The sequence below is a fragment of the Shewanella carassii genome, from assembly GCF_019670705.1.
Classification (GTDB): Bacteria; Pseudomonadota; Gammaproteobacteria; order Enterobacterales; family Shewanellaceae; genus Shewanella; species Shewanella carassii.
In genome coordinates this window covers 1,214,751-1,241,538 of sequence record NZ_AP024618.1, presented here as the reverse complement: position 1 = coordinate 1,241,538, position 26,788 = coordinate 1,214,751, and the positions used below count along the sequence as shown (strand labels likewise).

Genomic DNA, 26,788 nt, shown 5'->3' with positions numbered 1-26,788 from the left:
CCTTAAACTAACTAAAGCGCCGCAAAATGCGGCGCAAATGAGATGTTGCTATCCTGGGCGCTGCGGCGCCACAGGATCACTCGTTCAGTTTCAATACCGCCAGGAAGGCTTCCTGTGGAACTTCCACGTTACCGAGCTGCTTCATCCGTTTCTTACCTTCTTTCTGCTTCTGTAGCAGTTTCTTCTTCCGGGAAACGTCACCACCGTAACATTTAGCGGTTACGTCTTTACGCAGTGCTTTCACGGTCGAACGGGCCACAATCTGACTGCCCACTGCAGCTTGAATTGCAATATCAAACATCTGCCGCGGGATCAGCTCTTTCATCTTCTCCACTAGGGCGATACCACGGTGGCGTATGTTGCCCCTGTGGATGATCATCGCCAGAGCATCGACTCTGTCGCCGTTGATCAACACATCCAAACGCACCATGTCCGCCGCCTGGAAGTAGACAAAGTTATACTCAAGCGAAGCATAGCCACGACTGGTGGACTTAAGCCTGTCAAAGAAGTCCATCACGACTTCGGCCGCCGGAATATGATAGGTCAGTGCTACCTGGTTGCCGTGGTAAACCATATTCTTCTGCACACCGCGCTTTTCAACACACAGAGTGATCACGTTGCCCAGGTAATCTTTGGGCACCAGAATATTGGCTTCGACGATAGGCTCACGCATCTCCTCGATATAGTTGAGTGCCGGCAACTCCGATGGGTTATCCACATAGACAACATCGCCATTGGTCAGTTCAACTTCATACTCTACAGTCGGCGCCGTGGTGATCAGATCCAGGTTATATTCCCGCTCCAATCGCTCCTGGATGATCTCCATATGCAGAAGTCCCAGATAGCCGATACGGAAACCAAAACCCAGAGCCGTGGAGTTTTCCGGCTCAAACTGCAGTGAAGCATCGTTCAAGCTCAGTTTATTCAACGCATCACGGAAGTTTTCATAGTCGTCGGTAGAGATGGGGAACACACCTGCGTATACCTGAGGCTTCACTTTCTTGAAGCCAGGCAGAGGCTTGTCTGCACCGTGTTTGGCATGGGTCAGGGTATCCCCCACGGGGGCCCCGTGGATCTCTTTGATACCGGCAATAACAAAGCCTACTTCACCGGTTCTCAGTTCAGTTTTTTCTTTCTGCTTGGGAGTGAAGATCCCCACCTTGTCGGCGTTGTAAGTCTGGCCTGTGCTCATGACCTTGAACTTATCGCCCTTCTTGAGCACGCCGTTCTTGATCCGCACCAGGGACACAACCCCTTGGTAGCTGTCGAACCAGGAGTCAACAATCAGTGCCTGCAGCGGCCCTTCCGGGTCACCTTCCGGCGGTGGGATTTGTGCCACTATGGTTTCCAGCACTTCGTCTATGCCGACACCAGTCTTGGCAGAGCAGCGCACAGCGTCTTTGGCTTCAATACCGACTATATCTTCGATCTCGGCCGCCACCCGCTCGGGCTCAGCCTGTGGCAAGTCAATCTTGTTGAGTACAGGAACAACGTCCAGATCCATTTCCAGCGCGGTATAACAGTTCGCCAGAGTTTGGGCTTCAACCCCTTGACCGGCATCAACCACCAGCAATGCTCCCTCACAAGCCGCCAGCGAGCGGGAAACTTCATAGGAGAAGTCAACGTGTCCAGGGGTATCGATGAAGTTCAGCTGATAGGTTTCACCGTCTTTGGCCTTATAGTCGAGCGTAACGCTCTGGGCCTTGATGGTGATACCGCGTTCGCGCTCCAGATCCATTGAATCCAGCACCTGAGCAGCCATTTCACGGTCGGTTAAGCCGCCACAAACCTGGATCAGGCGATCTGAGAGGGTAGATTTGCCATGGTCGATATGGGCAATAATCGAAAAGTTTCTAATATGTTTCATTATGCTGCAATGACTAAATTCTAATGGGAGACTGTGCTTAAAGGTGCGAAATTGTACCCGATTGCGGGGCCAATACCAATTAGATTCACACTTTGAGCCTTTGTGGCGATGACGGGGTTAGTGACACTTGCTTTCTGAAGCCGTTTCCATGGCTTGGCCCAGATTGGCGAGAATGACGGGCTGAGCCTGACTTTCAATGCTGCGCGCTTGAGACTTACCCAGTAACCAAGCCAGCAAGGCAAAGGCGATCGCCAGAGAGATGGCGCCGCCATCAGTATTGAAACCGGCGAGCGAGGCAACAAATCGTCCCAGCAGCCCGCCTAGAAACAACCCGGCCAAAGGCAGCATATAAACCAACAATGCCGCCTTGAGCACTACGCTTTCAGGCAAGCCTAAGCGCAATAGAGTGCCTTCGGGATAAGTTTCAGTGCTGGGCAGGGAAAACTCCTGTAGCCGGCTGCCAAACGCCTTGGCAACAGCCGAGGTGCCGCAGGATTCGCTGCTGGAGCAGTGATTACAGGCACTCTTCAACTCCACCTGCACCTTGACCCAACCATCGCTGTCTGTGCCAACGACCTTAGCCACCTGCTCCATCATAATTCAGCCCTCACTCCAGCCTTAGACCCGAAGCGATACGGATAAGCGTTTGTGTCGGCACCTTACCAACGGCAACCACTTCCAAATTACCGACTCGGTCGGCGGCCATAGAAAGGCCATTACGGGTCATCAGTTCTTCCGGCATGGGCGCGTCACCGGCGCGGGCAACATAGACGGAGATATTGCTGAGGCCATCGGTCAGGGCTATGTATTCCACCGGCTCATGACTGCCAATCAGGCGATGATGATCGCGAACCACCACCTGGAAACCGGCGGGTAACCATTCAAACTGCCAGTTCTGGCCATCTTCACGTTCTGACAGATTCATGACTGCCGGCCATTCCTGCTTATAGGCTTCCACCAACAGAGGCGCGGTCTCTTGCAGTTCTATCAGTTCGATGACCAACAACTGTTCCAGCAGTTGTTTATCCTGATTCAGCATGTCATAGCGCAGCGGCAGGAAGGTTTCCATATCCAACCACACCTGGAAACCGTAACGAAATTCATCATTGGGCAAAATGCGGATCATCTGTCCGGGACGCCCAGCGATACGACTGCGCCCCCCCAGCACCAATTGGTACCCGGCTTCAAGATCGCCGCTGTCACCGAAGAAGGCCGCTGGCATTACCCCTTGAATACGCTTGGCCTTAATGCTGTAGGCGGGCTGGTCATGTTCAATAAAGGTCACTGTATTACCGACACGGACAGCATTCTTCGGCGGGCCATTGAGGTGTTCAAGGAAGGCTACCTCTTCGCCGTTGACTTTACCGTGCAGGTATACCAAAGGCCGAATATTATCGGCCTGAAGTTGGATGAGTGAAATCTTGTATTCTTTCTCGCGCAAGGCCTGACTCATTTTTTCAAGCCAGACCTTGGCGGACATATCATCCTGCGCTAAGGCAGGAAAAGCAAAGGCCAGAATGGCCAAGAGGAAAAGACGCAAGAGATTTCCTTAACGATTCATAGGAACAGGAACGACCTCGTTATTGTTATCCATAACCACACCGGCATTCAATCTCTGTTGCAACATATGATCCTGAATATAGCTGTTGATCCGGCGACGCTGCTCAATCAACTGCTCATTGGTATACCCCTGAGGTTGCTGAACCGGTCCGGTTTGCAGGCTAACGGGTGAGGCGCTGCCTACCAAAGGACGGGTAATAAGCACGGGGGATGCAGGATCCTGGCTTTCGGGTGTCTGGTTGTAATTCTGAACGCCGACTATGGCAACCATGGCAACGGTGGCCGCAATAGCATACTGGCCAAACTGCTTGAACATGGGGATCACTCTACCACCGCTGGCAACCTGACGTTGGGGCTCATCGGCCACAGATACCGGGGTTGAGGTGACAGGTGCGACAATTGTCGGTTCCTTGTCGATAGCGGCCGCAATACTGGCGGAAAGATCCAAGGGGATAGCTGAGGGCAACTCGCCACGCATAGCATCACCAATTAGGTGGTAGTTACGCCACTTGTCGTGAGAAGCAGTGTCACCAGCCAGTTCTGCCAGCGTCTGAGCGTCGGTTTCGCCGTCCACTGCCGCAGAAACCCACTCCTGACCTAATTTATCCATTACTCACCTGTCTCTATTAAAGGGTCATCTTTCCAGCAAAGGCTGGAGCTTCTTGTCGATGGCTTCCCGGGCGCGAAAGATGCGAGATCTCACAGTACCGACAGGGCAATCCATCACATTGGCAATATCCTCGTAGCTCATACCATCAAGCTCACGCAAGGAGATAGCCATCTTTAACTCTTCCGGCAGCGATTCGAGAGTGTCGAAGACAGTCTTCTTTATCTCGTCTGAAAGCATCAACCGCTCAGGGGAGGCGAACTCTTTCAGGGCATCGCTGCCATCGTAAAATTCGGCTTCATCGGCATCAACATCGTTCGCAGGTGTTCTGCGCCCCTGTGACACCAGATGATTCTTGGCCGTATTTACTGCTATTCGGTACAACCAGGTATAAAAGGCACTCTCACCGCGAAAATTAGGTAACGCCCGATAAGCCTTGATAAAAGCCTCTTGCGCTACGTCTGCTACATCGGCCTGATTCCGTACATAACGGGATATCAGATTGATGACCTTACTCTGATACTTCTGTACCAGCAGGTTAAAAGCGTTTTTATCGCCACGTTGTACGCGCTCAACCAGTTGTTGATCACTTGTTTGTCCACTCATCCGAGCCGACTTCTCCCAAATCTTATAATGCTGATTTCTCAGTCGCTCGAATCATATTCACTTATGTAGACTAGCGTGCTTCGAAAAAGTTCTGATGTTTTGCAAAAAATGTACTGTGAATATCCTGAGCTGAGTTGTATCCATCCCTTGCGAGTTGGTTTACCATAACCGAACCCCCAGTCACATCTCATGATACCCGATGAAACAAGTAGTTGAACACCAATCTGACGTCCTGGTCATAGGCAGTGGTGCAGCGGGCTTGACTCTCGCCCTTCACCTGGCTGAAAAAACCAAAGTCATTTTACTCTCCAAAGGTCCTCTCAACGAAGGCTCAACCTATTATGCCCAAGGGGGCATAGCCTCGGTTTTCGACGAGGAGGATACCATAGAATCCCACGTGGCCGACACCTTGGTCGCCGGCGCCGGACTCTGTGATGAAGCCGTGGTAACCTACACGGCCGAAAATGCTCGCGCCGCCATGCAATGGCTGATTGAATGCGGTGTTGCCTTCGATAAGGAAGAAAACCCCGATGGCAGCATCAATGACAGCGCCTACCATCTAACCCGCGAAGGTGGCCACAGCCACAGACGTATTCTGCACGCCGCCGATGCCACCGGCAAAGAGGTACAGACCACACTGCAGGAGATGGCCCAGGCCCACCCCAATATTCTGGTGCTTGAGCGTTATAACGCCATAGATTTGATCACCACCCGTAAACTGGGCCGTCCGGGCAACCGAGTATTGGGTGCCTATGTCTGGAACCGTAACCTTGAGCAGGTAGAAACCATCAAGGCCAAGTTTGTTGCTCTGGCGACCGGCGGCAGTTCCAAGGTTTACCAGTACACCTCCAACCCGGATATCGCCAGTGGCGATGGTATTGCCATGGCCTGGCGTGCCGGTTGCCGGGTAGCCAACATGGAATTCAATCAGTTCCACCCGACCTGTCTATACCATTCAGATGCTCGTAATTTCCTGCTGACCGAAGCTCTGCGCGGTGAAGGCGCCTATCTGCGCCGTCCCGATGGAAGTCGCTTTATGCCAGACTTCGATGAACGCGCCGAACTGGCGCCTAGGGACATAGTGGCCAGAGCCATAGACTATGAAATGAAGCGCCTCGGCGCCGATTGCGTCTACCTGGATATCAGCCACAAGGACCCGGAATTTGTCATCAAGCATTTCCCCACCATTTACCAACGCTGTCTAGACTTGGGGATAGATATTACCAAACAGCCAATCCCTGTGGTGCCTGCCGCTCACTATACCTGCGGCGGGGTAATGACAGATTTTCACGGTCAGACAGATCTCAATGGCCTCTATGCCATAGGTGAAGTGGCTTATACCGGACTACACGGCGCCAACCGCCTGGCGAGTAACTCCTTGCTGGAGTGCCTGGTATTTGCCCGCGCCGCTTCGACCGACATTCAAAGCCAACTGAATAAAGTCGTTATGCCCGGCAATATCCCGGCCTGGGATGAAAGCCAAGTATGTAACTCGGATGAAGAGGTGGTGATTGCCCACAACTGGCACGAGCTGAGACTCTTTATGTGGGACTATGTCGGCATTGTGCGCTCAGACAAGCGTTTGGAGCGGGCCCTGCGTCGCTGCGCCATGCTGCAACAGGAGATCCAGGAGTATTACAGCAACTTCCACGTCAGCAATAACCTGCTGGAATTGCGCAACCTGGTACAGGTGGCCGAGTTGATCATCCGCTGCGCCATGGCCCGCAAGGAAAGCCGCGGCCTGCACTGCAATATCGATCACCCACAGAAACTGGACAACCCGCAGCCTACCATTCTGCAACCTGAATAACTTGGTAGAAATGAGTTCAGTTAGCGGACTTTGAGCACAGCAACAATAGACGACACAGATGACGATAGTCTGTGTCGTCAAACATATCGGCAAACAGCCAGCAACGCCCGCAGTTTTCCTTCCCCTGATAGGTAAAAGTCACCACAAAGGGGCTGACCCAAGGTCTGCCACTGAGTTCGAAACTCGAACCGGGTTCGAACTGTCCTTCACCCAATTCATTGAGCCAGAAACAGAGTTGCCAGCGATGCAAACGCCACAGCGCCAGGCCAAAGCCTGTCAACATTAGCAATAGACACAGGTATTTGAACGATAGATAGAAGGGATAATCCAGCGCCGGCCAGACAAGAAAACTGCTCAAACAAACGGCAGCCAGCACCATCAGACTCAGATACTGGCTGAAGGAAGAACTGAGTTGAAACCTATGGCGCTGCCCGGCCACGAACGCGCACTACCATCTGTGCCAGTTGTGGATCCGGACATTGCTCATGCCCCATAAACCAGGCAAACAGTTCCGGGTCTTCACACTCAAGCAGACGAACAAACAGAGCCTTATCGTCAGGGCTCAGCGTTTCGTAATGCTGTTCCACAAAGGGTTGAAACAGTACATCAAGCTCCAGCATCCCACGGCGACATGCCCACTTCACCCTGGGGGTACTCATCAAGTCAGACACCTTTCTTGCTCCAATCAAGAGTTTTGCCGCAAGTTTACATTCTGGCGTCTGCGCTGTCGAATATCCGCCTTTATCATCTCCCCGCATCAAAACTGCTGCACTTGAAGGTCTCGACCGGCGAACAAGTCACCAAAATCGGTTTCCAACAAGCGCTGCACCGCCGGATGCTGGATCATCCGTTCGGCAAACATCACATGATATTCCTCTTTGATCTCCATGGTTTCACCGAGCAGACGTATGTTGTGCTCGAGAATATCCTGCTGATAAATAGAGGGGGCAACAAATATCCCCTTACGGAAATAGCCAAAGGCCTTCATCATAGCCGCATCGTCGAACTCACCGAGGATTTTAACATTGAGACGTTTCTCATCAAACCAGCGATAGAGTTGCTGGCCCAGGGAGGTACGCCGACTGGGGATCAGTAAGGGGCCCTCCTCCAGACATTCGGGGAAACCACTTTTGAACTCCTGCGCCGAGAAGAAGGCGATACCGCACTCTCCCAGCTTCTTGGAGAGAATTTCAGGATACTTGAGGGACTCTCCGGCACAATCCGACAGTATCATATCCAACTTATGTTCCCTGAGCCGGGTCATTAGGCTCTCGTGAGTCGATTCATAACAGGCTAGGTGCATAGAGCTGTTGGCCGGGATTACCGACATCAACACTCGACTGGCCAGCGCCTTGGAGAGGGCATCGGCAATACCCACCTCGAACAGGATGGACTCATCCTTGCGATAGTTGAGCACATCGAGCATCTCATAAGAGAGGCTGAACATTTTGTCGGCGTAGCGAAATACCAGCTCGCCCAATTCAGTTGGGGCCAGGTTGCGCCCCACCCGCTTGAACAGACTCCCCTTGAGCCTTTCCTCCAGCGTCCTTATCTGGCCGGTAATGGTCTGGGGAGTTAAACAGAGTGTCTCGGCAGCCTTGGTCACAGACCCTTGCTTATGCACCATCCAAAAGTAATATAGGTGGTTATAGTTCAAATGAGACATAGGCTGCCCCGACTCCTTACTTCAAACGTTGACAGTCCAGCAAATTATTTACGGCCAGCTGTAGTGTCTCTATATCCTTGACCTCGCCGCTTTCAAAGGCTTCGCTGATCCCCATAACCAGTTGATCCCTATCCGGGATCCTCTCCAGGCAATACTTGCGATTGGCTTCCTGAAAACGCTTTCCTCCCCGATACTTAAGCGCGCGAGCTTCATAGCCGTTACTGTCCAAGCGAGCGCCTACCGCCTGAGGTTTATACATGAGGGCACCATCAACAACGCCCTCAAGATAACTCTGACACAGGGCCGCTTCCTTGTCTGCAACACAGGCTTCTATCTGTGACGCCTGAGCCAAAGGGGCTAAGCCCGCCAGAATGAGTCCGGCCATTATGCTTGTTTTCATTCCTTTTCTCCTTTTTCAGGTAACACTTTTGACAGCCAGAAATAGCCCACGACTGCCGCCAACATAGATCCAATCAGGATCCCCAACCTGGCCAAATCGCTATAGACAACGCCACCATGCTCAAACGCCAGTGAGGCAATAAACATCGACATGGTAAACCCTATACCGCACATCACGGCTACAGGCATGATATGGCGCCAGGCAATCCCCTCGGGCAACTCTGCCAGACGCAACTTAACCGCGATAAAGCTGAACAACACCACACCAATCGGCTTACCGAGCAACAGACCCAAAGCGATACCCAGAGGAACAGGCGATACCAGGCTCTCCAGCGACATGCCCCCCAAAGCCACCCCGGCATTGGCAAAAGCGAATACCGGCAGGATCAGGAAGGTGCTCCAAGGGTGCAGCGCATGCTCCAGGTGCTCGGAAGGTGAACCACCCTTCTTGTCGCGCAGCGGAATACAGAAGGCGATGATCACCCCGGCCAAAGTAGCATGAACCCCGGACTTAAGTACGGCGACCCAGAGAATGGCCCCAAGCACGCCATAGGCCCCCAGTGCAGTCACGCCACGGCGATTCAAGGTAACCAAACCTATGACGGCAGCTGCGGCAATCAAGAGGCTGATCATGGACAGATCACTGCTATAGAACAGCGCAATAATAACGATGACGCCAAGGTCATCTATGATTGCCAGCGCCAGCAAAAACACCTTGAGCGCCACTGGAACCCGGTTGCCCAAAAGTGCCATGATCCCCAGCGCAAAAGCGATATCGGTCGCGGCCGGAATCGCCCAGCCGCCCTGAGTCACAGGATCATTGGCGTTAAACAGCAGATAGATAGCGGCCGGAACAACCATGCCACCTATAGCGGCAAAGGTGGGCAGAGATGCCTTGGAAACGCTGGACAGTGCCCCCTCCAGCAGCTCACGTTTGACCTCCAGACCAATCAACAGAAAGAACAGCGCCATCAGACCATCATTGATCCACAGCAATAAGGGCTTATTGATATCTAGGGCCCCGAGACGCAACTGCATCGGGGTATCCAAAAAACCTTGATAGAGACCGGCTAACGGTGAATTGGCCAGGACCATAGCCAAAGCTACAGCAATCAATAACAGAATACCGCCGGCAGACTCCTGGCTCAGGAAATTCCGAAGTGCCTTTTCCATACTAAACTCCCAAAAACATAATTGGTTTGAGTGTAGTAGATGGATTAAAGTAAGTATAATCGAAAGTTTCTGAGGAATACCTCGAAATATACGAAGTATTCCTCGAAAAAACTGGTTTAGATAGCGACAGGCGCCTTGATATGCGGGTGAGGATCGTAACCGGACAACTCGAAATCTTCGAATCGGTAGTCGAAAATTGATTCGGGTTTACGGATTATTTTCATTTGCGGCAAAGGCTTGGGTTCACGACTGAGTTGTAGCGCCGTTTGCTCCATATGATTGGAGTAAAGATGGGTATCACCACCGGTCCAGACAAAATCGCCCAATTCGAGGTCGCACTGCTGCGCCACCATCATGGTCAACAAGGCATAGCTGGCAATATTGAAAGGTAACCCCAAGAACACATCACAGCTGCGTTGATACAGCTGACAGGACAACTTGCCATCCGCTACATAAAACTGGAAGAAGGCATGACAAGGTGCCAAGGCCATCTTGTCGAGCTCGGAGACGTTCCAAGCCGAGACAATCAAACGTCTGGAGTCTGGTTGCGACTTGATCTGCTCTATCACCTGAGTGATCTGATCGATATGACCGCCATCGGGCGTTGGCCAACTGCGCCACTGAGCGCCGTAAACCGGCCCCAGATTACCGGCCTCATCGGCCCACTCATCCCAAATTGTCACTTTATTTTCATGCAGGTAAGCAACATTGGTGTCCCCTTTCAGGAACCAGAGTAACTCATGGATGATGGAGCGCAAATGACACTTCTTGGTGGTCACCAAGGGGAACCCCTTACTGAGGTCAAAACGCATCTGGTAACCAAATACAGAGCGGGTTCCCGTACCGGTACGGTCACTCTTTTCGGTACCGGCATCTAAAATATGTTGCATTAAATCAAGATATTGCTGCATTACTGCTTGTCCTTCACCACGCCGGCCTGCGGCGCATTACGCATTAACAGATAGAGTCCAAAGAGGATCATGGGCACTGACAGTATCTGCCCCATGGTCAAAAAGCCCCAATAGAGCCCGAGTTGAGCATCCGGCTGTCTGACCGTTTCCACTATGCAGCGGAAGATACCATAGCCGAGCAAAAACATCCCGGACACGGCGCCGGTCTTGGGACTACGCCTGCTAAACCATTGCTGCAAAATAAACAGCGCGACGCCTTCGAGGGCAAATTGATACAGTTGTGAAGGGTGACGAGGCTCGGGACCACCGGAAGGAAACACCATGGCCCAAGGCACATCAGTTACCCGGCCCCAGAGTTCACCATTGATAAAGTTACCCAGACGCCCAGCGCCCAGGCCAATGGGCACCACCGGAGCCACCATATCGGCCACCGCAAAGAAACTGCGCTTCTGTTTCCAGGCGATGTAGAGCATGGCCAGAATGACCCCCATCAAACCACCGTGGAAGGACATGCCGCCTTCACTGATCCTAAAAAGGTATAAGGGATCGGCAATAAAGTAATCCAGATGGTAGAAGAGCACATAACCTATGCGCCCCCCCAGGATCACCCCGAGAAAAGCATAAAACAGCAGATCAGAGACCTGCTCACGGCTCCATAATCCCTTGGATCTGTCGGCCATACGATTGAGCAGTATCATGGCAGCCACAAAGCCCAGCAGGTACATGAAACCATACCAACGCAAAGCCGGTTCAAAAGTCTGGCCAAACAGCTCAAAGGGGCCAAAGGAGACGATCACGGGATCGATATTGGGAAATTCTAAAGCCATAACAGAAAGACGATTCCTAAATTAACGATGGCGCAGATCAGGCCAGAATAAGTTTAAGACCCACAACAACCAATAAAAGTGCAAATATTTTCTTCAGCACAGGTGTCGGCCAGGTACTGGCCGCTTTGACACCGACCGGCGCCATCAGCATGGAGGAAGCAATAATACCCACCAGCGCCGGCAGATAAACATACCCCAGAGTGCCGCTTGGCATATCCGGGGCATTCCAGCCTGCGATAACATACCCTAAACTGCCCCAAAGGGCGATGATAAGGCCAGTAGCTGATGAAAAACCCACCGCCCGACGCATCTGCAGCCCACACCAGGTGAGGAAAGGTACTAAGAGCACCCCACCACCTATGCCCATCAAGGCGGCAATAATGGCAATAATGGCCGAGACGATAAGTAAAACGGGAAATGGCGGCAAGCCCTCTTTCGCCGCCGGACGAAAAGGAAATGCCATCTGGGCGGCCATCAAAATCACAAACACCGCAAAGGCGCGGCGCAGATCATCGGCAGGGATCAATTCGGCGATAAACCCCGAACATAAAGCTCCCAATGCCAGACCGGGTAACATGGATTTAAACAGCGGCCAAGGAATATTACCGCGGCTATGGTGGGCGCGGGCCGATGAAAAAGAGGTCAAAATGATGGCCGCCAGTGAAGTGGCAATAGCAACATGGGGTAACTGCGCCGCGGGAACCCCCACCTTGGGTAAAATATACAACAGCGCCGGCACCACAATAAGACCACCGCCTATCCCCAACAAGCCAGCCATAAAGCCGACAAAGGCTCCCAAGGCCAAACAAATACCGAATACCCAGAGAAATGTGTCCACAGAGGTTCCTTAATTCTTGTTGTTATTCCATACACCCGCCACATCAGGCTCAATTGAGAATGGCAGCCAGCTCTCTTTGTCCCAAATAATCACGCACCAGTTGCCGCACTTCGCTGCCGCTCCTGAGTGTCAGTGCCTCAGCTAATAACTGTTCCAACTCATCACTGCGGACCCGCCGCAGCAGATAATTGATCCGGGCCAAGCTGCCCTGGTTCATACTCAGGCGGTTATACCCCATGGCGACCAGCAACAAAGCGCCGCCGGGCTCCCCGGCCAACTCACCACAGACGCTGGCATCGAGGCCATATTGACGGCATGTCTCCCGCGCCTGTTTCAGAGAACGCAATATCCCCGGGTGATAACTGTCAAACAGGGCACTAACTCTGGGATTGTTGCGATCCACCGCCAACAGATACTGAGTCAGGTCGTTACTGCCGACCGATACAAAATCGACCCGTTTGGCCACTTCATCGAGCTGATACAACAATGCAGGAACTTCCAGCATAATGCCGACCTTGGGCCATTTCAGTTCGGGGTTCACATCCGACTTAAGCTCGGAATAAGCCTGTTCGATATATTCCAGTGCTTGATCTATCTCATCGAGATTACTGACCATGGGCAGCAAAATATGCAGCTGCTCGCCGCTGCCGCTGGCCTGCAGCATGGCGCGGATTTGTACCAGAAACAGCTCGGGATGGTCCAGCGACAAGCGAATGCCACGCCAACCCAAAAATGGGTTTTCTTCCTTGATGGGGAAATAAGACAGAGGCTTGTCTCCGCCCACATCCAGAGTGCGCATCACCACGGGGCGCCCCGATGCCGCCTCCAGCACCTGACGATACACCTTGACCTGCTCTGACTCGCTGGGGAAACGCTGCTGTAACATGAAAGGAATTTCGGTGCGATACAACCCAATACCATCGGCGCCTTCGGCAATTTCCGAGGCCAAACCACTGAGCAATCCCGCGTTCATGTATAGGTGAATACGTTTGCCATCGACCGTCTCGGCCGGCAGGTTCAACTCTCTGGCGTATTGCCGCTGCAACGCTCTCTCGGCAGACAATAAACTGCGGTACTCACCGACCACGGCCGGAGACGGCGACACCATCAGTTGACCGCGGGTGGCATTGAGCACCAAAAGCTTCTTGTCGATGTCGGCAGCCAAGACCTGGTCGACCCCTGTGATGGCTGGCACGCCCAAGGCCCGGGCCAGAATGGCGGCATGGGAGTTGACCCCGCCAAGCTCTGTCACTATCCCGGCCAACTTTTGCCGCGGAAATTCGGCCAACAAGGTGGTGTCCGCTTCACGGGTCACCAGAATAACCGGCTTATCGGCATTGAGCTCCAACCGTTCCGGCTCAATCAACTGGCGCAGCACCTTCTGCCCCAAGTCACGGATATCGCTGGCCCGCTCCTTGAGATAGGGGTCTTCCATCGCCATAAACTGGGTGATGTAACGCAAAGATACGCGACTGACCGCCGACTCGGCGCACCAACCCGCGAGCACCTCATCGCGATATTCGCCCCCAAGGCTGGCCTCTTCCAGCAAGAGTTGTAGCGCCGAGAAGATAGACACCACCTCTTCATCCTGCTCACGGTCAAAACGCTGTGCCAGGGTACTCAGGGTGTTACGGCAACGCTCGATTGCTGTCTTGAGGCGCTCAAGCTCATTGGGGATATCTGTTGCGGTTTGATCCGGCTGCTCCAGGGATATCTGCCCGCCCAGCACCAAAGCATGGGCAATGGCGATACCATTGGAGGCCGGCGTGCCCTGAAACAGGATTTGTAGCTGATCTTCCTTGACGCTGGCCTTTTGCTTGAGGCCACGAATGGCCATGGCCAACTGCGCCGCCAGCGTCATTAGAAAGGCTTCTTCCCCTTCGCTGAACTGACGGGCACTGGGCTGCTGCACCACTATGACGCCAAGCAGCTGTTTCTGATAAATAATGGGCGCGGCGAGAAAGGCGCGATATTCCTCTTCGGCCACTTCGGGAAAGAGTTTGAATCTGGGATGGGCTCTGGCATCGGCTAGATTGATGGCTTCTTCACGCTCAGCAACCAAGCCCACCAGACCTTCGGTCAACGGCATACGAACTCGGCCGACGGCACTGGGTTCCAAGCCATCTGTGGCCGAGAGCACCAACTCATTTTTATCCAGAATATAGATAGAACAACACTGAGTGCTCATGGCGGCCTTTATCTGGCCGACCAATAGCTCAAGGGCAGCCTCGAGATCCCTTGCGGCCGCAACTGCCTGAGTAATATCCCTGAGCGTGTTTAACACCTATTCCCCCTTTCGATATCAAACCTCAGCCTGCAGCTCTTTGTCGTCCCCGTCGGCGTGAAGGTTCCCGGGTTTGTAATGCCAGAGCCGTTGCAGCGAACTCTTTCATGACTTTACGGTAAACATCACGTTTAAAAGATACCACCTGACGCACAGGGTACCAATAACTGACCCAGCGCCAATCATCGAACTCAGGATGGCCGGACGAGTTCAAGTTGACGGCACTGTCCTGGCTCTTGAGCTGAAGCAAAAACCATTTCTGTTTCTGGCCGATACAAACAGGCTTGCTGTCTTGGCGCACCAAACGCTTTGGCAACTTGTATCGCAGCCAGGAGCGGGTAGAAGTCAGGATCTGTACATGCTCAGGCCTGAGCCCAACTTCTTCATACAGCTCGCGATACATGGCATCTTCGGCTGATTCACCATCATCCAATCCCCCTTGGGGAAATTGCCAGGAATGTTGGCCAAATCGCCTGGCCCACATCACCTGGCCAAATCTGTTGCAGATAATGATGCCCACATTTGCGCGAAAACCGTCGCTGTCAATCACATGGACTCCGAAAAAGCGATAAATTTCAATGATTCGATTGTTTCACAATCCCACGTCGGCAGCAATTCTCTATTTGCGGCTTTTTACCGGGATAAATAGTAACGAATTTGTACTTTATCAACAGTGGCAAGTCCAACCTTAGCCGGATATCCACAAAAACTGTGGATATCTCTGTTTGAAACTCGGCTGAACTTCTGGAAACGCTGTTTTTTGTATCATTTAACGCTTTTCCTTCAATGAAGGAAAATAGACAAAATACGATTAATCACAATGACTTAAAAAACAAAAAAATATTCCTAAAAACAGAAAAGTCATTGATAGCGCACTTTTTAACCGCTCCATATTGGAAAACAACTTGCGGTTAGTATCACAAAAATTTATTCACACCCTATGGACAAAAACTCGGCCTAAAAGCCAGAAACAGCACATAATTGGGTTGACACTGGTAGCAACTTCCTTTATTGACAGTAAAAAATATTCAGTTATCCCAAAATGCTGTGGATAAGTTTGTTGGCAACACAGGGGAAATCGGCGAGTAACTCAGAAAAACCATCAACCCCGGATTAAAACCAAGCGCTTTATTCAATAAAAACAAAACGATAGAAAAGCACACATAGAATATACCTTCCCCCCTTATGTGGAAGAGCGTTTTTTGTACAGCCTTGTTATCCAAGATGGCTTAGGTAAAATCAGCGCCATGAAAACCAATATCTTGCCGCCAAGTTCTTTGGCACAACTACTGCAGCGCGCCGACGACATCGCCGGGCTGACTCTGGGACAACTCGCCGAATCCTTAGGGGTAGCCGTGCCCAGAGACTTTCGCCGCGACAAAGGTTGGACTGGACAGTTACTGGAACTGGCGTTGGGGGCGACCGCTGGCTCCAAACCCGAACAGGACTTTCTGCACCTTGGGGTAGAGCTGAAGAGCATTCCTATAAATGAACGTGGCATACCGCTGGAAACCACCTATGTTTGTGTCGCGCCGCTGACTAATATCTCAGGCCTGCGTTGGGAACAGAGTCTGGTGTATCACAAGCTGCAACGGGTGTTGTGGATCCCGGTTCAGGGAGACAGAGCGCTATCTCCAGGAGTCAGACGTATCGGCTCACCGCTGTTGTGGCAACCCAGTGCCGAAGAAAACAGACTATTGCGTCAGGATTGGGAAGAGATCATGGAACTTATCAGTATGGGTAAAGTCAGTAAGATCACCGCCAGGCACGGTGAGGTGCTGCAGCTCAGACCCAAGGCGGCCAATAGTAAGGTGCTAACCGAGAGTATTGCCGAAGATGGCAGCATCCAGATGACAAATCCAAGGGGCTTTTATCTCAAGACTCAGTTCACCAAAGGGCTACTGGAACGCTTTTTTGGCTGATATCGCCTCTAATCCGCACTTGCCTTGATTAAGATCACAATTACCACTGGAAATCAGAGGGGTATATTCTATAAACTAGCGCATCCTTAGCAGGCACCTTTAATTTAGGATAGATTTCACCCCGTGAGAGCGCGTCGCCAAGCCCAAAAGCTTCTGTTTGCCATATTGGCATGGACAGTGGCTATGGCTGCTTTTGTATTTTTTCGCTATGCCCAAACCACTGAGCTGCCTCAGTGGGCTGTCGGCTCGGCGGATCTCGCGACCCTGGCGACATATATGGGAGTGATTTTCGGCAGTCTGCACTGGATGTCAAATCTGATAGCCGATTTCAGCGCCATTAACCGTTTGCCTTATCTCTTCTCGGTCATATTTAAAGGCTTGTTCCTATTACTGGGGGCAACAACCCTGGCATATATGACCCAATACCTCAATATGTGGGCCATAGAGAACCATATGGCAACCTTGAGGCAGATGCTGACGGTGCATATCCTCTATAGCCCCTCATTCCAAGCGCTAATCATCTATCTGGTGGTCGTACGAGTCGGACTGGCCTTTATCGAACAGATGGCCCTGCTGGTGGGACCCAGGATCCTGCTGAATATAGGTCTGGGTAAGTATCATAAGCCCAGATACGAGCAGCGACTGTTCCTCTATCTCGATATGGTGGCCTCCACCACTCATGCCGAATCTCTGGGGGATTACCGCTTCAGTCGACTGATCCAGGACAGCTTCAGCTTGCTTTCCGACACGGTCACCAACAATGATGCCGAGATCTATCGTTATATGGGCGATGCCGTGCTCATCCACTGGCCCTTGGAAGACGGCATCATCAATGACAGATGTATGAACATCTACTTTGAATTCAGCCAACAGCTGAATTGGCAGCGACGCTATTTTGAAGAACATTACGGCTTTGTCCCCAAATTCAAGGCGGCGGCTCATTGCGGCCAAGTGGTTGCAGCCGTGGTTGGTGTACAAAAGCAAGAGATCAGTTTCTTCAGCGACGTGCTCAATACCCTGGCGAGACTGCAGGATCAGTGTAATCCCTTAGGACAAAGGATGCTGCTCTCCGGCGCACTGGTAGCAAGGCTGGAAAATGATGACAGCGAGTACCAGCTCACCAATTTGGGGCCGGTAAAACTCAAGGGGAAACAACACTCTATTGAAGTTTTTGGGGTTAAACCCAAACAAGGTCATCATTCATAAAAAAACGGCTCTTAAAGAGCCGTTTTTTATTATGGATTTAATTCAAGCCTAGGCCTGTTGCAGCAATTGCTGGATCTCAAGCCCCAAAGTTCTGAAGGTCAGGATCCGACTGGTCGTCTGCCGCCACACCAGACCAATCTCTCGAAATGGCGCCTCCCCAGGAGGACTCATCACCGTCAGATCTGTATCTTTCAATATCCCGGCATCTATCGCCATCTGCGGCAGAAAAGTCGTACCCAGTTTACTATTCACCATCTGTACCAAGGTATGCAGACTGGTAGCGGCGAAAGGATTAACCTTAGCGCTGTCACTCAACTGGCAAGCACTGATGGCATGACCGGTAATACAATGTTCACTCTGCAACAGAAAAATACTCTCATCCGGCAGCGCCTGATAATCCACCGGCTCATGAATGTCGGCAGATAAATCCTTGTGGACCACCATCTTGAAAGGATCTATCCCCACCTTCATGCTGTGATAGCCGGAAGTATCCGCTGGCAGAGCCAACAGCAGCAAATCCAGCTCTCCCTTCCCCAAGGCCGTCAACAAACGCTCTGTGGTGTCCTCTTTCAGCAACAGACTCAGATCCGGATAAGACTTCTGGCACTGTTTAACCACCCGGCTCAACAAAAACGGCGCTATGGTAGGGATACAACCGAGCCGAATCTCTCCAGTCATGGGGGCTCCTTGGTTTTTCACCAACTCCACCAAGTCATCAACATCGGTCAGTATTTTCAGCGAACGCTGCACCACTTCTTCACCGATGGCGGTAAACATAAAGGACTTGTGATCCCGCTCGATCAGCTGATAGCCCAACTGCTCTTCCAGGTTCTGGATCCCACTGGATAAAGTCGATTGGCTCACATGGCACACCTTGGCCGCCCGATTGAAATTCTGCTCCTGATGCAGATTCACCAGATAATAGAGGTTTTTCAAACTGGGTAAGTGTTTCATTTTATCGATTACCAATTGAGTAATGCATTAGAAAGTTCTATCTAATCTAACACAAAAACACCGCTTGGCAGCAGTATCAACTCAGGAGTGTGACCGAGGCGATAAATCATCCTGATAAGAGATACTTAATAGGGGGCAAACAACATAAGGGATGAAACGGTTTCGATATACAGGCAGAGAAGGGATTGCGAGGATTTTGTCATGGGTACCAAAGCTTTCCTTCGGCACCCAAGGCAGGAGTTTATGCTTTGGCTTCGAGGAAAGACTTAAGCTGCTGCAGATCATCCCCGGCATGCTTAACAATAGCGGCCAACCACTCTTTATGTCCGGCTTCCCAGGCTGCCTCTTCACCATGTTGCAGTTGTTGTGCAACCTGCTGGATCCGCTTTAACCCCACAGAGCCGGCAGCCCCTTTGAACTTATGAGCCTCGGCACACAGAATATCTTTATCACCCGCCGCCTCAGCCTTCTGCAGATTAGCGACATACTCGGGCAGCAACTGTTCAAATAAGATGACACTCTTGAGTAAAGTGCCTGCACCTATGGCGCTACAATACTGCTCCAGGGTGTTGAGATCTAAGATGGTATCCAGTTCAGTTGTGGCCATGAAGGCATTCCTCAAATGTATCAGATTTACCACATCATACCCGCTAAAATGGCAGGCGCAACTTATAGACAGCAAACTAATCCAAAACTTTCCGCATTTAACATTAGCGACACAAAAACCAAGTAAACCTAATACAACTATAGATAGGCTATTGATTTAAATTGGTTAACCCAGAACCCTGTCCACCTTTGGCCGCCAGCTCATCCACCAGGGCGACCAAACCTATCCAGCGCTGAGCGCACCAATCCGGCGCCAGCAACACTGGACGGCTGGCATAGGCGGTCACCCGATGAAACACTATCTCTTTCGGCGTATGACGGATCAACTGCGCCGCGCTGGTAACATACTCCTCCAGTGTCGGCGGCTGCAACCTACCCGCTTCCCAGGCCTTGGCCATGGTACTGCCCGCCACTATATGCAGAGGGTGCAGTTTAAGACCATCCACCCCAGAGTCCAAAACCGCGTCCAGGGTTTGTTGATGCTCAACTAACCCTTCTCCGGGGAGTCCAAGGATCAGATGAGTACACACCTTGAGTCCGCGACGGCGGGCGCGGAAGACAGCATCCTGATAGACGGCAAAGTCATGACCACGGTTAATCCGCTTGAGCGTGGCATCGTGAGCACTCTGTAACCCCAACTCCAACCAAACTTCACTGCCGCTTTGTTGATATTGCGCCAGCAGATCAAGCACCCTGTCCGGTACGCAATCCGGGCGGGTACCGACACACAAGCCCACCACCTGCTCGCTCTGCAGCGCCTCATCGTATTTACGCTTCAGTTCGGCATACTCTTCATAGGTACTGGTATAAGCTTGAAAGTACGCCAAAAACCGCGAAGCCTTGGCCCGCATCTTCTGTTTGCCGGCCTCGAGCTGAGCCGCAATCGACAAGTCGGTTCCATGTTCATGACTGAAAGAGGCGACATTACAGAAAGTGCAACCACCGCGCCCCAGAGTTCCATCGCGATTGGGACAGGTAAAACGGGCATCCAGGGTCAGCTTTTGTAACCGTTGACCAAAGTGTTGGCGGCAGTATTGACCAAAGGTAGTGACAAAGTCGTCCAGTCCCATTTGCTTCTCTCAAAAAAGTCGCCAGTCTAACGACTCCCATTCAGGGCCGCTCTGCTCCAGGTCAATTTATGTCATGAATAGTGCTCGCCTTTTACGGTGCTCTGCGACCAAATTTGTAAAACACAAACGGATCTAGCTCACACTTTTATGAATATTTAGTCACTCCAAACAAATTTTTAACGACCAAGGCTATCTGGCAAAGAATCAGTTTTTCTATTCCGAGGATAATTGGAAGTCAATTGTTAAAATAAAGTGATAAAACAACGACAGCAAAATGGACTTTCTTTTTATTCATAGTGTTATAGAGCCAATTTTCCAGTTTACGTTAACGTAATGCAATTAGAGATTCTGTATAAAACACCCCAAATATCCTCAAAAATATGCAATATTTAGGTTTGACCTTTAGCAAGTCTCAGGATAATTTGGATGGTTCGGGTGCATATCTATAGAGTTTGGTATTCTCTCCCGAGTAGTAATGTTGATGTTAAGGGAGGTTTTGTATGAGCTTGTATCATCCCAGTTTCGAGCGGGATAACTGTGGTTTTGGATTAATAGCCCAGATGGATGGCGAAGCCAGCCATCGTATTGTTCGCACGGCAATCCATGGCCTAGACCGCATGAAACATCGTGGTGGTATTGCAGCTGACGGACGCACTGGCGACGGTTGCGGTTTGCTGATGCAAATGCCCACAGGATTTTTTGAAGCCATTGCGGCAGAACAGGGCTGGCATCTCAGCCGTAAGTTCGCCGTTGGCATGCTGTTTTTAAGCCAGGATGACACTCTGGCAGCCGAAGCCAGAATACTGCTCGAACGGGAGCTGGAAAAAGAAACCCTAAGTATCGCCGGCTGGCGCCCGGTTCCAGTCAATCCGGAAGTGCTCGGTGAAATAGGCAAATCCAGCTTGCCGCAAATTTGGCAAGTGCTTATTAATGCTCCCATAGGCTGGCGTGAAAAAGATCTGGAGCGGCGCCTCTATATGGCTCGCCGCCGCCTCGAGCAGCAATTGACCCAGGATAAAGACTTCTATGTCGCCAGCCTTTCCGGCCAGGTCATTGTCTACAAAGGCTTGATGATGCCCGCTGATCTGCCGGCCTTCTATCCGGATCTGGCCGATATCAGGCTGCAAAGCGCCATCTGCCTGTTCCACCAGCGCTTCTCGACCAACACCTCCCCCAAGTGGCCACTGGCACAGCCGTTCCGCTTTCTGGCTCACAATGGCGAGATCAATACCATCACGGGTAACCGCCAATGGGCGCGGGCGCGGGCCTACAAGTTCAACTCACCGCTGCTGCCAGACTTGCAGCAGGCCGCCCCTTTTGTCAATGAAACCGGCTCAGACTCGTCGTCGCTGGACAATATGTTGGAGATGCTGCTGGCCGGCGGCATGGATCTTTACCGAGCCATGCGTTTGCTTATCCCGCCTGCATGGCAAAGTAATCCCGAGATGGATGAGGAGCTCAAGGCCTTCTATGACTTTAACTCCATGCATATGGAGCCTTGGGATGGCCCGGCCGGGATAGTCATGACCAATGGTCGCCACGCCGCCTGCGCGGTTGATCGCAACGGGCTGCGGCCATCACGCTATGTGATCACCAAAGACAGAATTCTCACTCTGGCCTCGGAAGTGGGTATCTGGGACTATGGCCCGGATGAAGTGATTGAAAAAGGCCGGGTCGGCCCGGGTGAACTTCTGGTGCTCGACACCCTCAGCGGTCGTCTTTATCAGTCATTCGAAATCGATAACGATCTTAAACGTCGTCACCCCTATAAGGAGTGGATGGCGAAAAACAGCCAGACTCTAGTGCCGGCTGAGAAGTTATCGCCGCAGGATCAGGGCGTCAGTGAATTCAACCAGGGCACTTTGCTACAGTACCAGAAGCTGTTCGGCTACAGCCGTGAAGAGCTGGAGCAAGTGATCTGGGTACTGGCCAGCAAAGGCGAAGAAGCCACCGGCTCCATGGGCGATGACACTCCGATGGCAGTGCTGTCGAAGAAACAGCGCTCGCTGTATGACTATTTCCGGCAAAAGTTTGCCCAGGTCACCAACCCGCCAATCGATCCGCTGCGGGAGAAACATGTGATGTCACTAGCCACCTGTATCGGCCGCGAGCAGAACCTGTTTAACGAAACCACGGGACACGCCTATCGGGTGATGTTCAATTCGCCTATCTTATTGTTCAGTGACTTCAACCAGTTGCTGAGTCTGGACAGCACCTATTACCGTGCCAACAAGGTCGACCTTAACTATCCTGCCTCCGAAGGCCTGAGTCAGGCAATCAAACGGATCACGGATGAAGCCGAGCGGATGGCTCGAACCGGCACCACCCTGATAGTGCTCTCTGATCGCGCCGTCAGCAAAGATACCCTGGTCATTCCGGCCGCCATGGCGGTAGGTTCAGTACAACAGATGCTGGTGAACAAGAGCCTGCGCTGTGACACCAACATCATAGTGGAAACAGCCTCGGCCCGGGATCCGCACCATTTCGCAGTACTGCTGGGCTTTGGCGCTACGGCCATCTACCCCTACCTGGTGTACGAGTCCATTGCCGAACTCGCCAAGCGCCATCAGGCCGAGGATATCGTCAATCTGATGCTCAACTTCCGCTACGGCATTGAGAAGGGGCTGCGCAAGATCATGTCCAAGATGGGGATCAGCACAGTCGCCTCCTATCGCTGCAGCCAGCAGTTTGAGGCCATAGGCCTGGCCGATGAGGTGATTAAACAATGCTTCAACGGCGTGGTCAGCCGTATTCAGGGTGTGGGTTTCGATGGCATAGAAGCCGATCAGCAACTGCTGAGTCAGGCCGCCTTCCGCCCCCATGTGCCGCTGCCGCAGGGTGGTTTGCTCAAGTACGTTGAGGGCGGCGAATACCACTGCTTCAACCCGGATGTGGTCAACACCCTGCAACGGGCTCTCAAAGAGGTGGATTACCCGCTCTACAAACGGTTTGCCGAGCTGGTAGATCAAAGGCCGGTCGCCACCTTGAGGGATCTGCTGAGCATCAAACAGCAGCGCGAGAGCATAGCGCTTAAGGATGTGGAAGGGGCCAAGGCACTCTTCCCCAGATTCGACAGCGCCGCCATGAGTATCGGCGCCCTGAGCCCGGAAGCCCACGAAGCACTGGCCATCGCCATGAATCGTCTCGGTGGCCGCTCCAACTCGGGCGAAGGCGGCGAAGATGCCAGCCGATTCAACAGCGAGCGCAATTCGGCCATCAAGCAGATAGCCTCTGGCCGCTTTGGGGTAACCGCCCATTATCTGATTAACGCCGAAGTATTGCAGATAAAGGTTGCCCAGGGCGCCAAGCCCGGTGAAGGCGGTCAGCTGCCCGGTCATAAGGTCAGTGTTGAAATCGCCGGCCTCAGGCATGCTCGCCCAGGCGTGACGCTAATTTCACCGCCGCCGCACCACGATATCTACTCCATCGAGGATTTGGCGCAGCTGATCTTCGATCTCAAGCAGATAAACCCCAAGGCGCTTATCTCGGTCAAGCTGGTCTCTGAGCCGGGCGTTGGCACCATAGCCACCGGGGTTGCCAAGGCCTATGCCGATATGATTACTGTTTCCGGCTACGATGGCGGCACAGGCGCCAGCCCGCTGACCTCGGTCAAGTATGCCGGTAGTCCTTGGGAGCTGGGGCTTGCCGAAGTTCACCAGTCTCTGGTGGCCAATGGTCTGCGACACAAAATACGCCTGCAGGTGGATGGTGGTCTCAAGACAGGCACAGATGTTATCAAGGCAGCCTTACTGGGCGCCGAGAGTTTCGGCTTTGGCACTGTGCCCATGATAGCGCTCGGCTGCAAATACCTACGTATCTGCCACCTCAACAACTGTGCCACCGGGGTCGCCACTCAAGACAAGACCTTGAGAGACAAGCACTATCATGGCTTGCCAGAGCGAGTGATGACTTACTTTGAGTTTGTCGCCGAAGAGGTGCGCGAGTGGATGGCCAAGCTGGGGGTCAGCGAGTTTGAACAATTGGTTGGGCGCAGCGATTGGCTGCAGGCCATCGAAGGCCAGACCGCCAAACAGCAAGGACTGGATCTAACCCCTATCCTGTTTAAGCCAACGGCCTTACCCAATACTGGCCTAACCTGGAAAGAAACCAATCCGCCGGCGGATCCTGGCCGTCTCAATCAGGAACTGCTGGACAAGTGCGCAGAGCCTGCTACCCGGGGTGAAAGTTTTGATGCTTGTTTCCCTATCAATAATACCGACCGCTCGGTAGGCGCTGCACTCTCCGGCCATATCGCGGCCACTTGGGGTGTCAAAGGTTGTCCAGAGCCAATAAGACTCAGCTTCAACGGTAGCGCCGGTCAGAGTTTCGGGGTTTGGAATAGTCCTGGACTCGAGCTGTCACTGTGCGGCGACGCCAACGATTACGTCGGTAAAGGTATGTCCGGCGGCAAGATAGCCATCTATCCACCGCTCGGCAGCGCCTTCCAATCCGAGCGCAGCGCCATTGTCGGTAATACCTGCCTCTATGGTGCCACCGGCGGCAAACTGTTTGCGGCTGGACGGGCCGGTGAACGCTTCGCGGTCAGGAACTCAGGGGCATTGGCGGTAGTTGAAGGGGTCGGTGACAACGGCTGTGAATATATGACAGGCGGCATAGTAGTGGTGCTTGGGACCACTGGCGTCAACTTCGGCGCTGGTATGACCGGCGGTTTCGCCTATGTGTTTGACCAATTCGGCCGCTTTAGCCGTAGGGTCAATACCGAACTGGTCGATACCCTCAAGCTGGAGTCGCCGATTCATCAACAGCACCTCAAAGGGCTGATAGAGCAACATGTGGCCGAGACCGGCAGTGAACACGCCAGCGCCATTCTCAGTGAGTTTGACAACTGGCTCGACTGTTTTGTCCTGGTCAAGCCCAAGAATATTCAGGTTTCGGATCTGCTCAAACTGGAACAACCGAGCCCGGAACTGGCCGTAAAAGCGGGGTAAGCGAGCATGAGTAACGATTTTCAGTTTATCGAAGTGGGTCGTATCGACCCGAGCAAGCAGGCTATCGCACGCCGCAAGACAGAGTTTATTGAGATTTACCAACCCTTTGTCCAGGAACAGGTCGACCAACAGGCCGACCGCTGCCTGGACTGTGGTAACCCATACTGCGAGTGGAAGTGCCCGCTGCACAACTATATCCCTAACTGGCTCAAACTGGCCAAACAGGGACGTATCCTGGAAGCGGCAGATCTGGTGCATGAAACCAACACTCTGCCGGAGGTCTGCGGCAGAGTCTGCCCGCAGGACAGGCTCTGTGAAGGCGCCTGTACCCTGAATGATGACTTTGGCGCCGTCACCATAGGCAATGTGGAAAAATACATCACAGATACCGCCATCGCCCAAGGCTGGCGCCCGGACATGAGCCAAGTAACGCCCAGGAGCGAGCGGGTCGCTATCATAGGCGCAGGGCCAGCCGGTCTTGGCTGCGCCGATATCCTGGCCCGTAACGGGATCAAGGCTGTAGTCTTTGACAAATATCCTCAGATAGGCGGCCTGCTGACCTATGGCATCCCCGCCTTTAAGCTCGACAAGTCAGTAATGGCTACCCGCCGCAGCGTGATGGAAGGCATGGGGATAGAGTTCCGCCTCGGCGTCACCGTTGGTCAGGATATTCCCTTTGCCGAGTTACTGGCGAACTTCGATGCAGTGTTCCTCGGCATGGGTACCTATAACGCCATGCAGGCGGGCCTGCCCGGAGAAGAGGCCGAAGGGGTTATTCAGGCCCTGCCCTACCTCATTGCCAACACCCGTGAGTTGATGGGTCAAGCCGATCCGGCGCAGCCCTATATCGACCTCAAGGGCAAGAAGGTGGTAGTACTCGGCGGCGGTGATACCGCCATGGACTGTGTGCGCACGGCGGTGCGCCAAGGCGCCGAATCGGTTATCTGTGCCTATCGCCGCGACGAAGAGAATATGCCGGGTTCGCGCCGTGAGGTGCAAAATGCCCGCGAAGAAGGGGTCGAGTTTCTGTTCAACCGCCAACCGGTGGCGATTGCCACAGACGATGGCAAGGTCAAAGGCGTCGAATTTGTCGAAACCGCGCTCGGCAACGCCGATGCCAGCGGTCGCCGGCGTCCGGAGCCCATCCCGGGCAGCGATCAGTTATTGGAGGCCGACGCCGTGATTGTCGCCTTCGGTTTCCAACCCAGCCCGGCGCCTTGGTTTGCCGAGTTTGATATCGCCCTGGATCAATGGGGCCGAGTAAAAGCCGACAAAGAAGCCGCCAATCCGTTCCAGACCAGCAATCCCAAAGTGTTTGCCGGTGGTGATATGGTCAGGGGCTCAGATCTGGTGGTCACCGCCATCGCCGAAGGGCGCGATGCAGCGCTGGGGATCCTCAACTTCCTCGACTGACAACTCAACACTTTGAGCGTATCCGGGAACCCACCTCCCGGGTGCGCTTTTTTTCATCCAATCACCACACTTCAAATAACACGCTTGCGACTGCCTCAGACTTGTCGTCCTTACAAGTCG

23 protein-coding genes are annotated in these 26,788 nt (G+C 52.8%); 5 read left to right on the top strand and 18 right to left on the bottom strand.

The window, feature by feature from the left end; translation table 11 throughout:
• Nucleotides 1-76: 76 nt before the first annotated feature.
• The 5 genes from lepA to rpoE form a co-directional block, all read right to left on the bottom strand.
• Nucleotides 77-1,867: a translation elongation factor 4 gene (gene lepA / locus K5621_RS05770; RefSeq protein ID WP_221050675.1), complete on the bottom strand. Its 1,791-nt coding sequence runs from the start codon at nt 1,865-1,867 to the stop codon at nt 77-79.
• Nucleotides 1,868-1,984: 117 nt separating this feature from the next.
• Nucleotides 1,985-2,464, bottom strand: coding sequence for a SoxR reducing system RseC family protein (locus tag K5621_RS05765; RefSeq protein WP_100142032.1), 480 nt, complete (start codon nt 2,462-2,464; stop codon nt 1,985-1,987).
• Between the two features lie 10 nt (nt 2,465-2,474).
• The gene (locus K5621_RS05760) at nt 2,475-3,407 is read right to left on the bottom strand and encodes a MucB/RseB C-terminal domain-containing protein (protein ID WP_100142033.1); all 933 of its coding nucleotides are present in this window, start codon (nt 3,405-3,407) and stop codon (nt 2,475-2,477) included.
• A 9-nt stretch (nt 3,408-3,416) separates the two neighbouring features.
• Nucleotides 3,417-4,037, bottom strand: coding sequence for a sigma-E factor negative regulatory protein (locus K5621_RS05755; RefSeq protein ID WP_100142034.1), 621 nt, complete (start codon nt 4,035-4,037; stop codon nt 3,417-3,419).
• Nucleotides 4,038-4,061: 24 nt separating this feature from the next.
• A complete protein-coding gene (gene rpoE / locus K5621_RS05750; protein WP_025010551.1) occupies nt 4,062-4,640 on the bottom strand; it encodes an RNA polymerase sigma factor RpoE in 579 nt (192 codons plus the stop codon).
• A 199-nt stretch (nt 4,641-4,839) separates the two neighbouring features.
• Between rpoE and nadB the strand changes: the two genes are divergently transcribed.
• Nucleotides 4,840-6,450, top strand: coding sequence for an L-aspartate oxidase (gene nadB, locus K5621_RS05745; RefSeq protein WP_100142035.1), 1,611 nt, complete (start codon nt 4,840-4,842; stop codon nt 6,448-6,450).
• 16 nt (nt 6,451-6,466) lie between these two features.
• Here the strand turns inward: nadB and K5621_RS05740 are convergent, their stop codons facing one another.
• The 10 genes from K5621_RS05740 to rppH all read right to left on the bottom strand — a co-directional run bounded on the left by K5621_RS05740 (nt 6,467) and on the right by rppH (nt 15,098).
• Nucleotides 6,467-6,889 (bottom strand): protein YgfX, encoded by a 423-nt coding sequence (locus K5621_RS05740; protein WP_100142036.1) that lies wholly within the window; start codon nt 6,887-6,889, stop codon nt 6,467-6,469.
• Nucleotides 6,870-7,109, bottom strand: a complete 240-nt coding sequence (locus tag K5621_RS05735; protein ID WP_221050674.1) for an FAD assembly factor SdhE — start codon at nt 7,107-7,109, stop codon at nt 6,870-6,872. The genes K5621_RS05740 and K5621_RS05735 overlap by 20 nt, the downstream gene beginning before the upstream one ends.
• Nucleotides 7,110-7,207: 98 nt before the next feature.
• On the bottom strand, nt 7,208-8,116 hold the full coding sequence (gene nhaR, locus K5621_RS05730) for a transcriptional activator NhaR (RefSeq protein ID WP_221050673.1): 909 nt from the start codon (nt 8,114-8,116) through the stop codon (nt 7,208-7,210).
• Nucleotides 8,117-8,132: 16 nt separating this feature from the next.
• Nucleotides 8,133-8,516 (bottom strand): hypothetical protein, encoded by a 384-nt coding sequence (locus tag K5621_RS05725; RefSeq protein WP_167387629.1) that lies wholly within the window; start codon nt 8,514-8,516, stop codon nt 8,133-8,135.
• Complete coding sequence (gene nhaA, locus K5621_RS05720) at nt 8,513-9,688, bottom strand: Na+/H+ antiporter NhaA (protein ID WP_100142038.1); 1,176 nt, start codon at nt 9,686-9,688, stop codon at nt 8,513-8,515. Before nhaA ends, K5621_RS05725 begins: the two co-directional genes overlap by 4 nt.
• Before the next feature lie 116 nt (nt 9,689-9,804).
• A complete protein-coding gene (gene thyA / locus K5621_RS05715; protein ID WP_100142039.1) occupies nt 9,805-10,599 on the bottom strand; it encodes a thymidylate synthase in 795 nt (264 codons plus the stop codon).
• Complete coding sequence (lgt, locus tag K5621_RS05710) at nt 10,599-11,426, bottom strand: prolipoprotein diacylglyceryl transferase (protein ID WP_221050672.1); 828 nt, start codon at nt 11,424-11,426, stop codon at nt 10,599-10,601. Before lgt ends, thyA begins: the two co-directional genes overlap by 1 nt.
• A gap of 37 nt (nt 11,427-11,463) precedes the next feature.
• Nucleotides 11,464-12,264, bottom strand: coding sequence for a sulfite exporter TauE/SafE family protein (locus K5621_RS05705; RefSeq protein WP_221050671.1), 801 nt, complete (start codon nt 12,262-12,264; stop codon nt 11,464-11,466).
• A 49-nt stretch (nt 12,265-12,313) separates the two neighbouring features.
• A complete protein-coding gene (gene ptsP, locus K5621_RS05700) occupies nt 12,314-14,548 on the bottom strand; it encodes a phosphoenolpyruvate--protein phosphotransferase (protein WP_221050670.1) in 2,235 nt (744 codons plus the stop codon).
• A gap of 25 nt (nt 14,549-14,573) precedes the next feature.
• On the bottom strand, nt 14,574-15,098 hold the full coding sequence (gene rppH, locus K5621_RS05695; RefSeq protein ID WP_100142043.1) for an RNA pyrophosphohydrolase: 525 nt from the start codon (nt 15,096-15,098) through the stop codon (nt 14,574-14,576).
• A gap of 697 nt (nt 15,099-15,795) precedes the next feature.
• On the opposite strand from rppH, the gene mutH reads away from it, so the two are divergent.
• Both mutH and K5621_RS05685 read left to right on the top strand, forming a co-directional pair.
• Nucleotides 15,796-16,470: a DNA mismatch repair endonuclease MutH gene (gene mutH / locus K5621_RS05690; protein WP_221050669.1), complete on the top strand. Its 675-nt coding sequence runs from the start codon at nt 15,796-15,798 to the stop codon at nt 16,468-16,470.
• A 123-nt stretch (nt 16,471-16,593) separates the two neighbouring features.
• Complete coding sequence (locus K5621_RS05685) at nt 16,594-17,676, top strand: adenylate/guanylate cyclase domain-containing protein (protein ID WP_100142044.1); 1,083 nt, start codon at nt 16,594-16,596, stop codon at nt 17,674-17,676.
• 48 nt (nt 17,677-17,724) lie between these two features.
• On the opposite strand, the gene oxyR is transcribed toward K5621_RS05685, so the two are convergent.
• The 3 genes from oxyR to mnmL all read right to left on the bottom strand — a co-directional run bounded on the left by oxyR (nt 17,725) and on the right by mnmL (nt 20,306).
• A complete protein-coding gene (gene oxyR / locus K5621_RS05680) occupies nt 17,725-18,630 on the bottom strand; it encodes a hydrogen peroxide-inducible genes transcriptional activator OxyR (RefSeq protein WP_221050668.1) in 906 nt (301 codons plus the stop codon).
• Nucleotides 18,631-18,871: 241 nt separating this feature from the next.
• A complete protein-coding gene (locus K5621_RS05675) occupies nt 18,872-19,237 on the bottom strand; it encodes an Hpt domain-containing protein (protein WP_100142046.1) in 366 nt (121 codons plus the stop codon).
• Between the two features lie 148 nt (nt 19,238-19,385).
• Nucleotides 19,386-20,306 (bottom strand): tRNA modification radical SAM protein MnmL/YtqA, encoded by a 921-nt coding sequence (gene mnmL, locus K5621_RS05670; RefSeq protein ID WP_221050667.1) that lies wholly within the window; start codon nt 20,304-20,306, stop codon nt 19,386-19,388.
• Between the two features lie 500 nt (nt 20,307-20,806).
• Here mnmL and gltB point away from each other — a divergent pair, with 500 nt between their 5' ends.
• Entirely contained in the window at nt 20,807-25,255 is a 4,449-nt protein-coding gene (gene gltB / locus K5621_RS05665) for a glutamate synthase large subunit (protein WP_221050666.1), read from the top strand.
• A 6-nt stretch (nt 25,256-25,261) separates the two neighbouring features.
• Nucleotides 25,262-26,668: an FAD-dependent oxidoreductase gene (locus K5621_RS05660; protein WP_221050665.1), complete on the top strand. Its 1,407-nt coding sequence runs from the start codon at nt 25,262-25,264 to the stop codon at nt 26,666-26,668.
• Nucleotides 26,669-26,788: the final 120 nt, after the last annotated feature.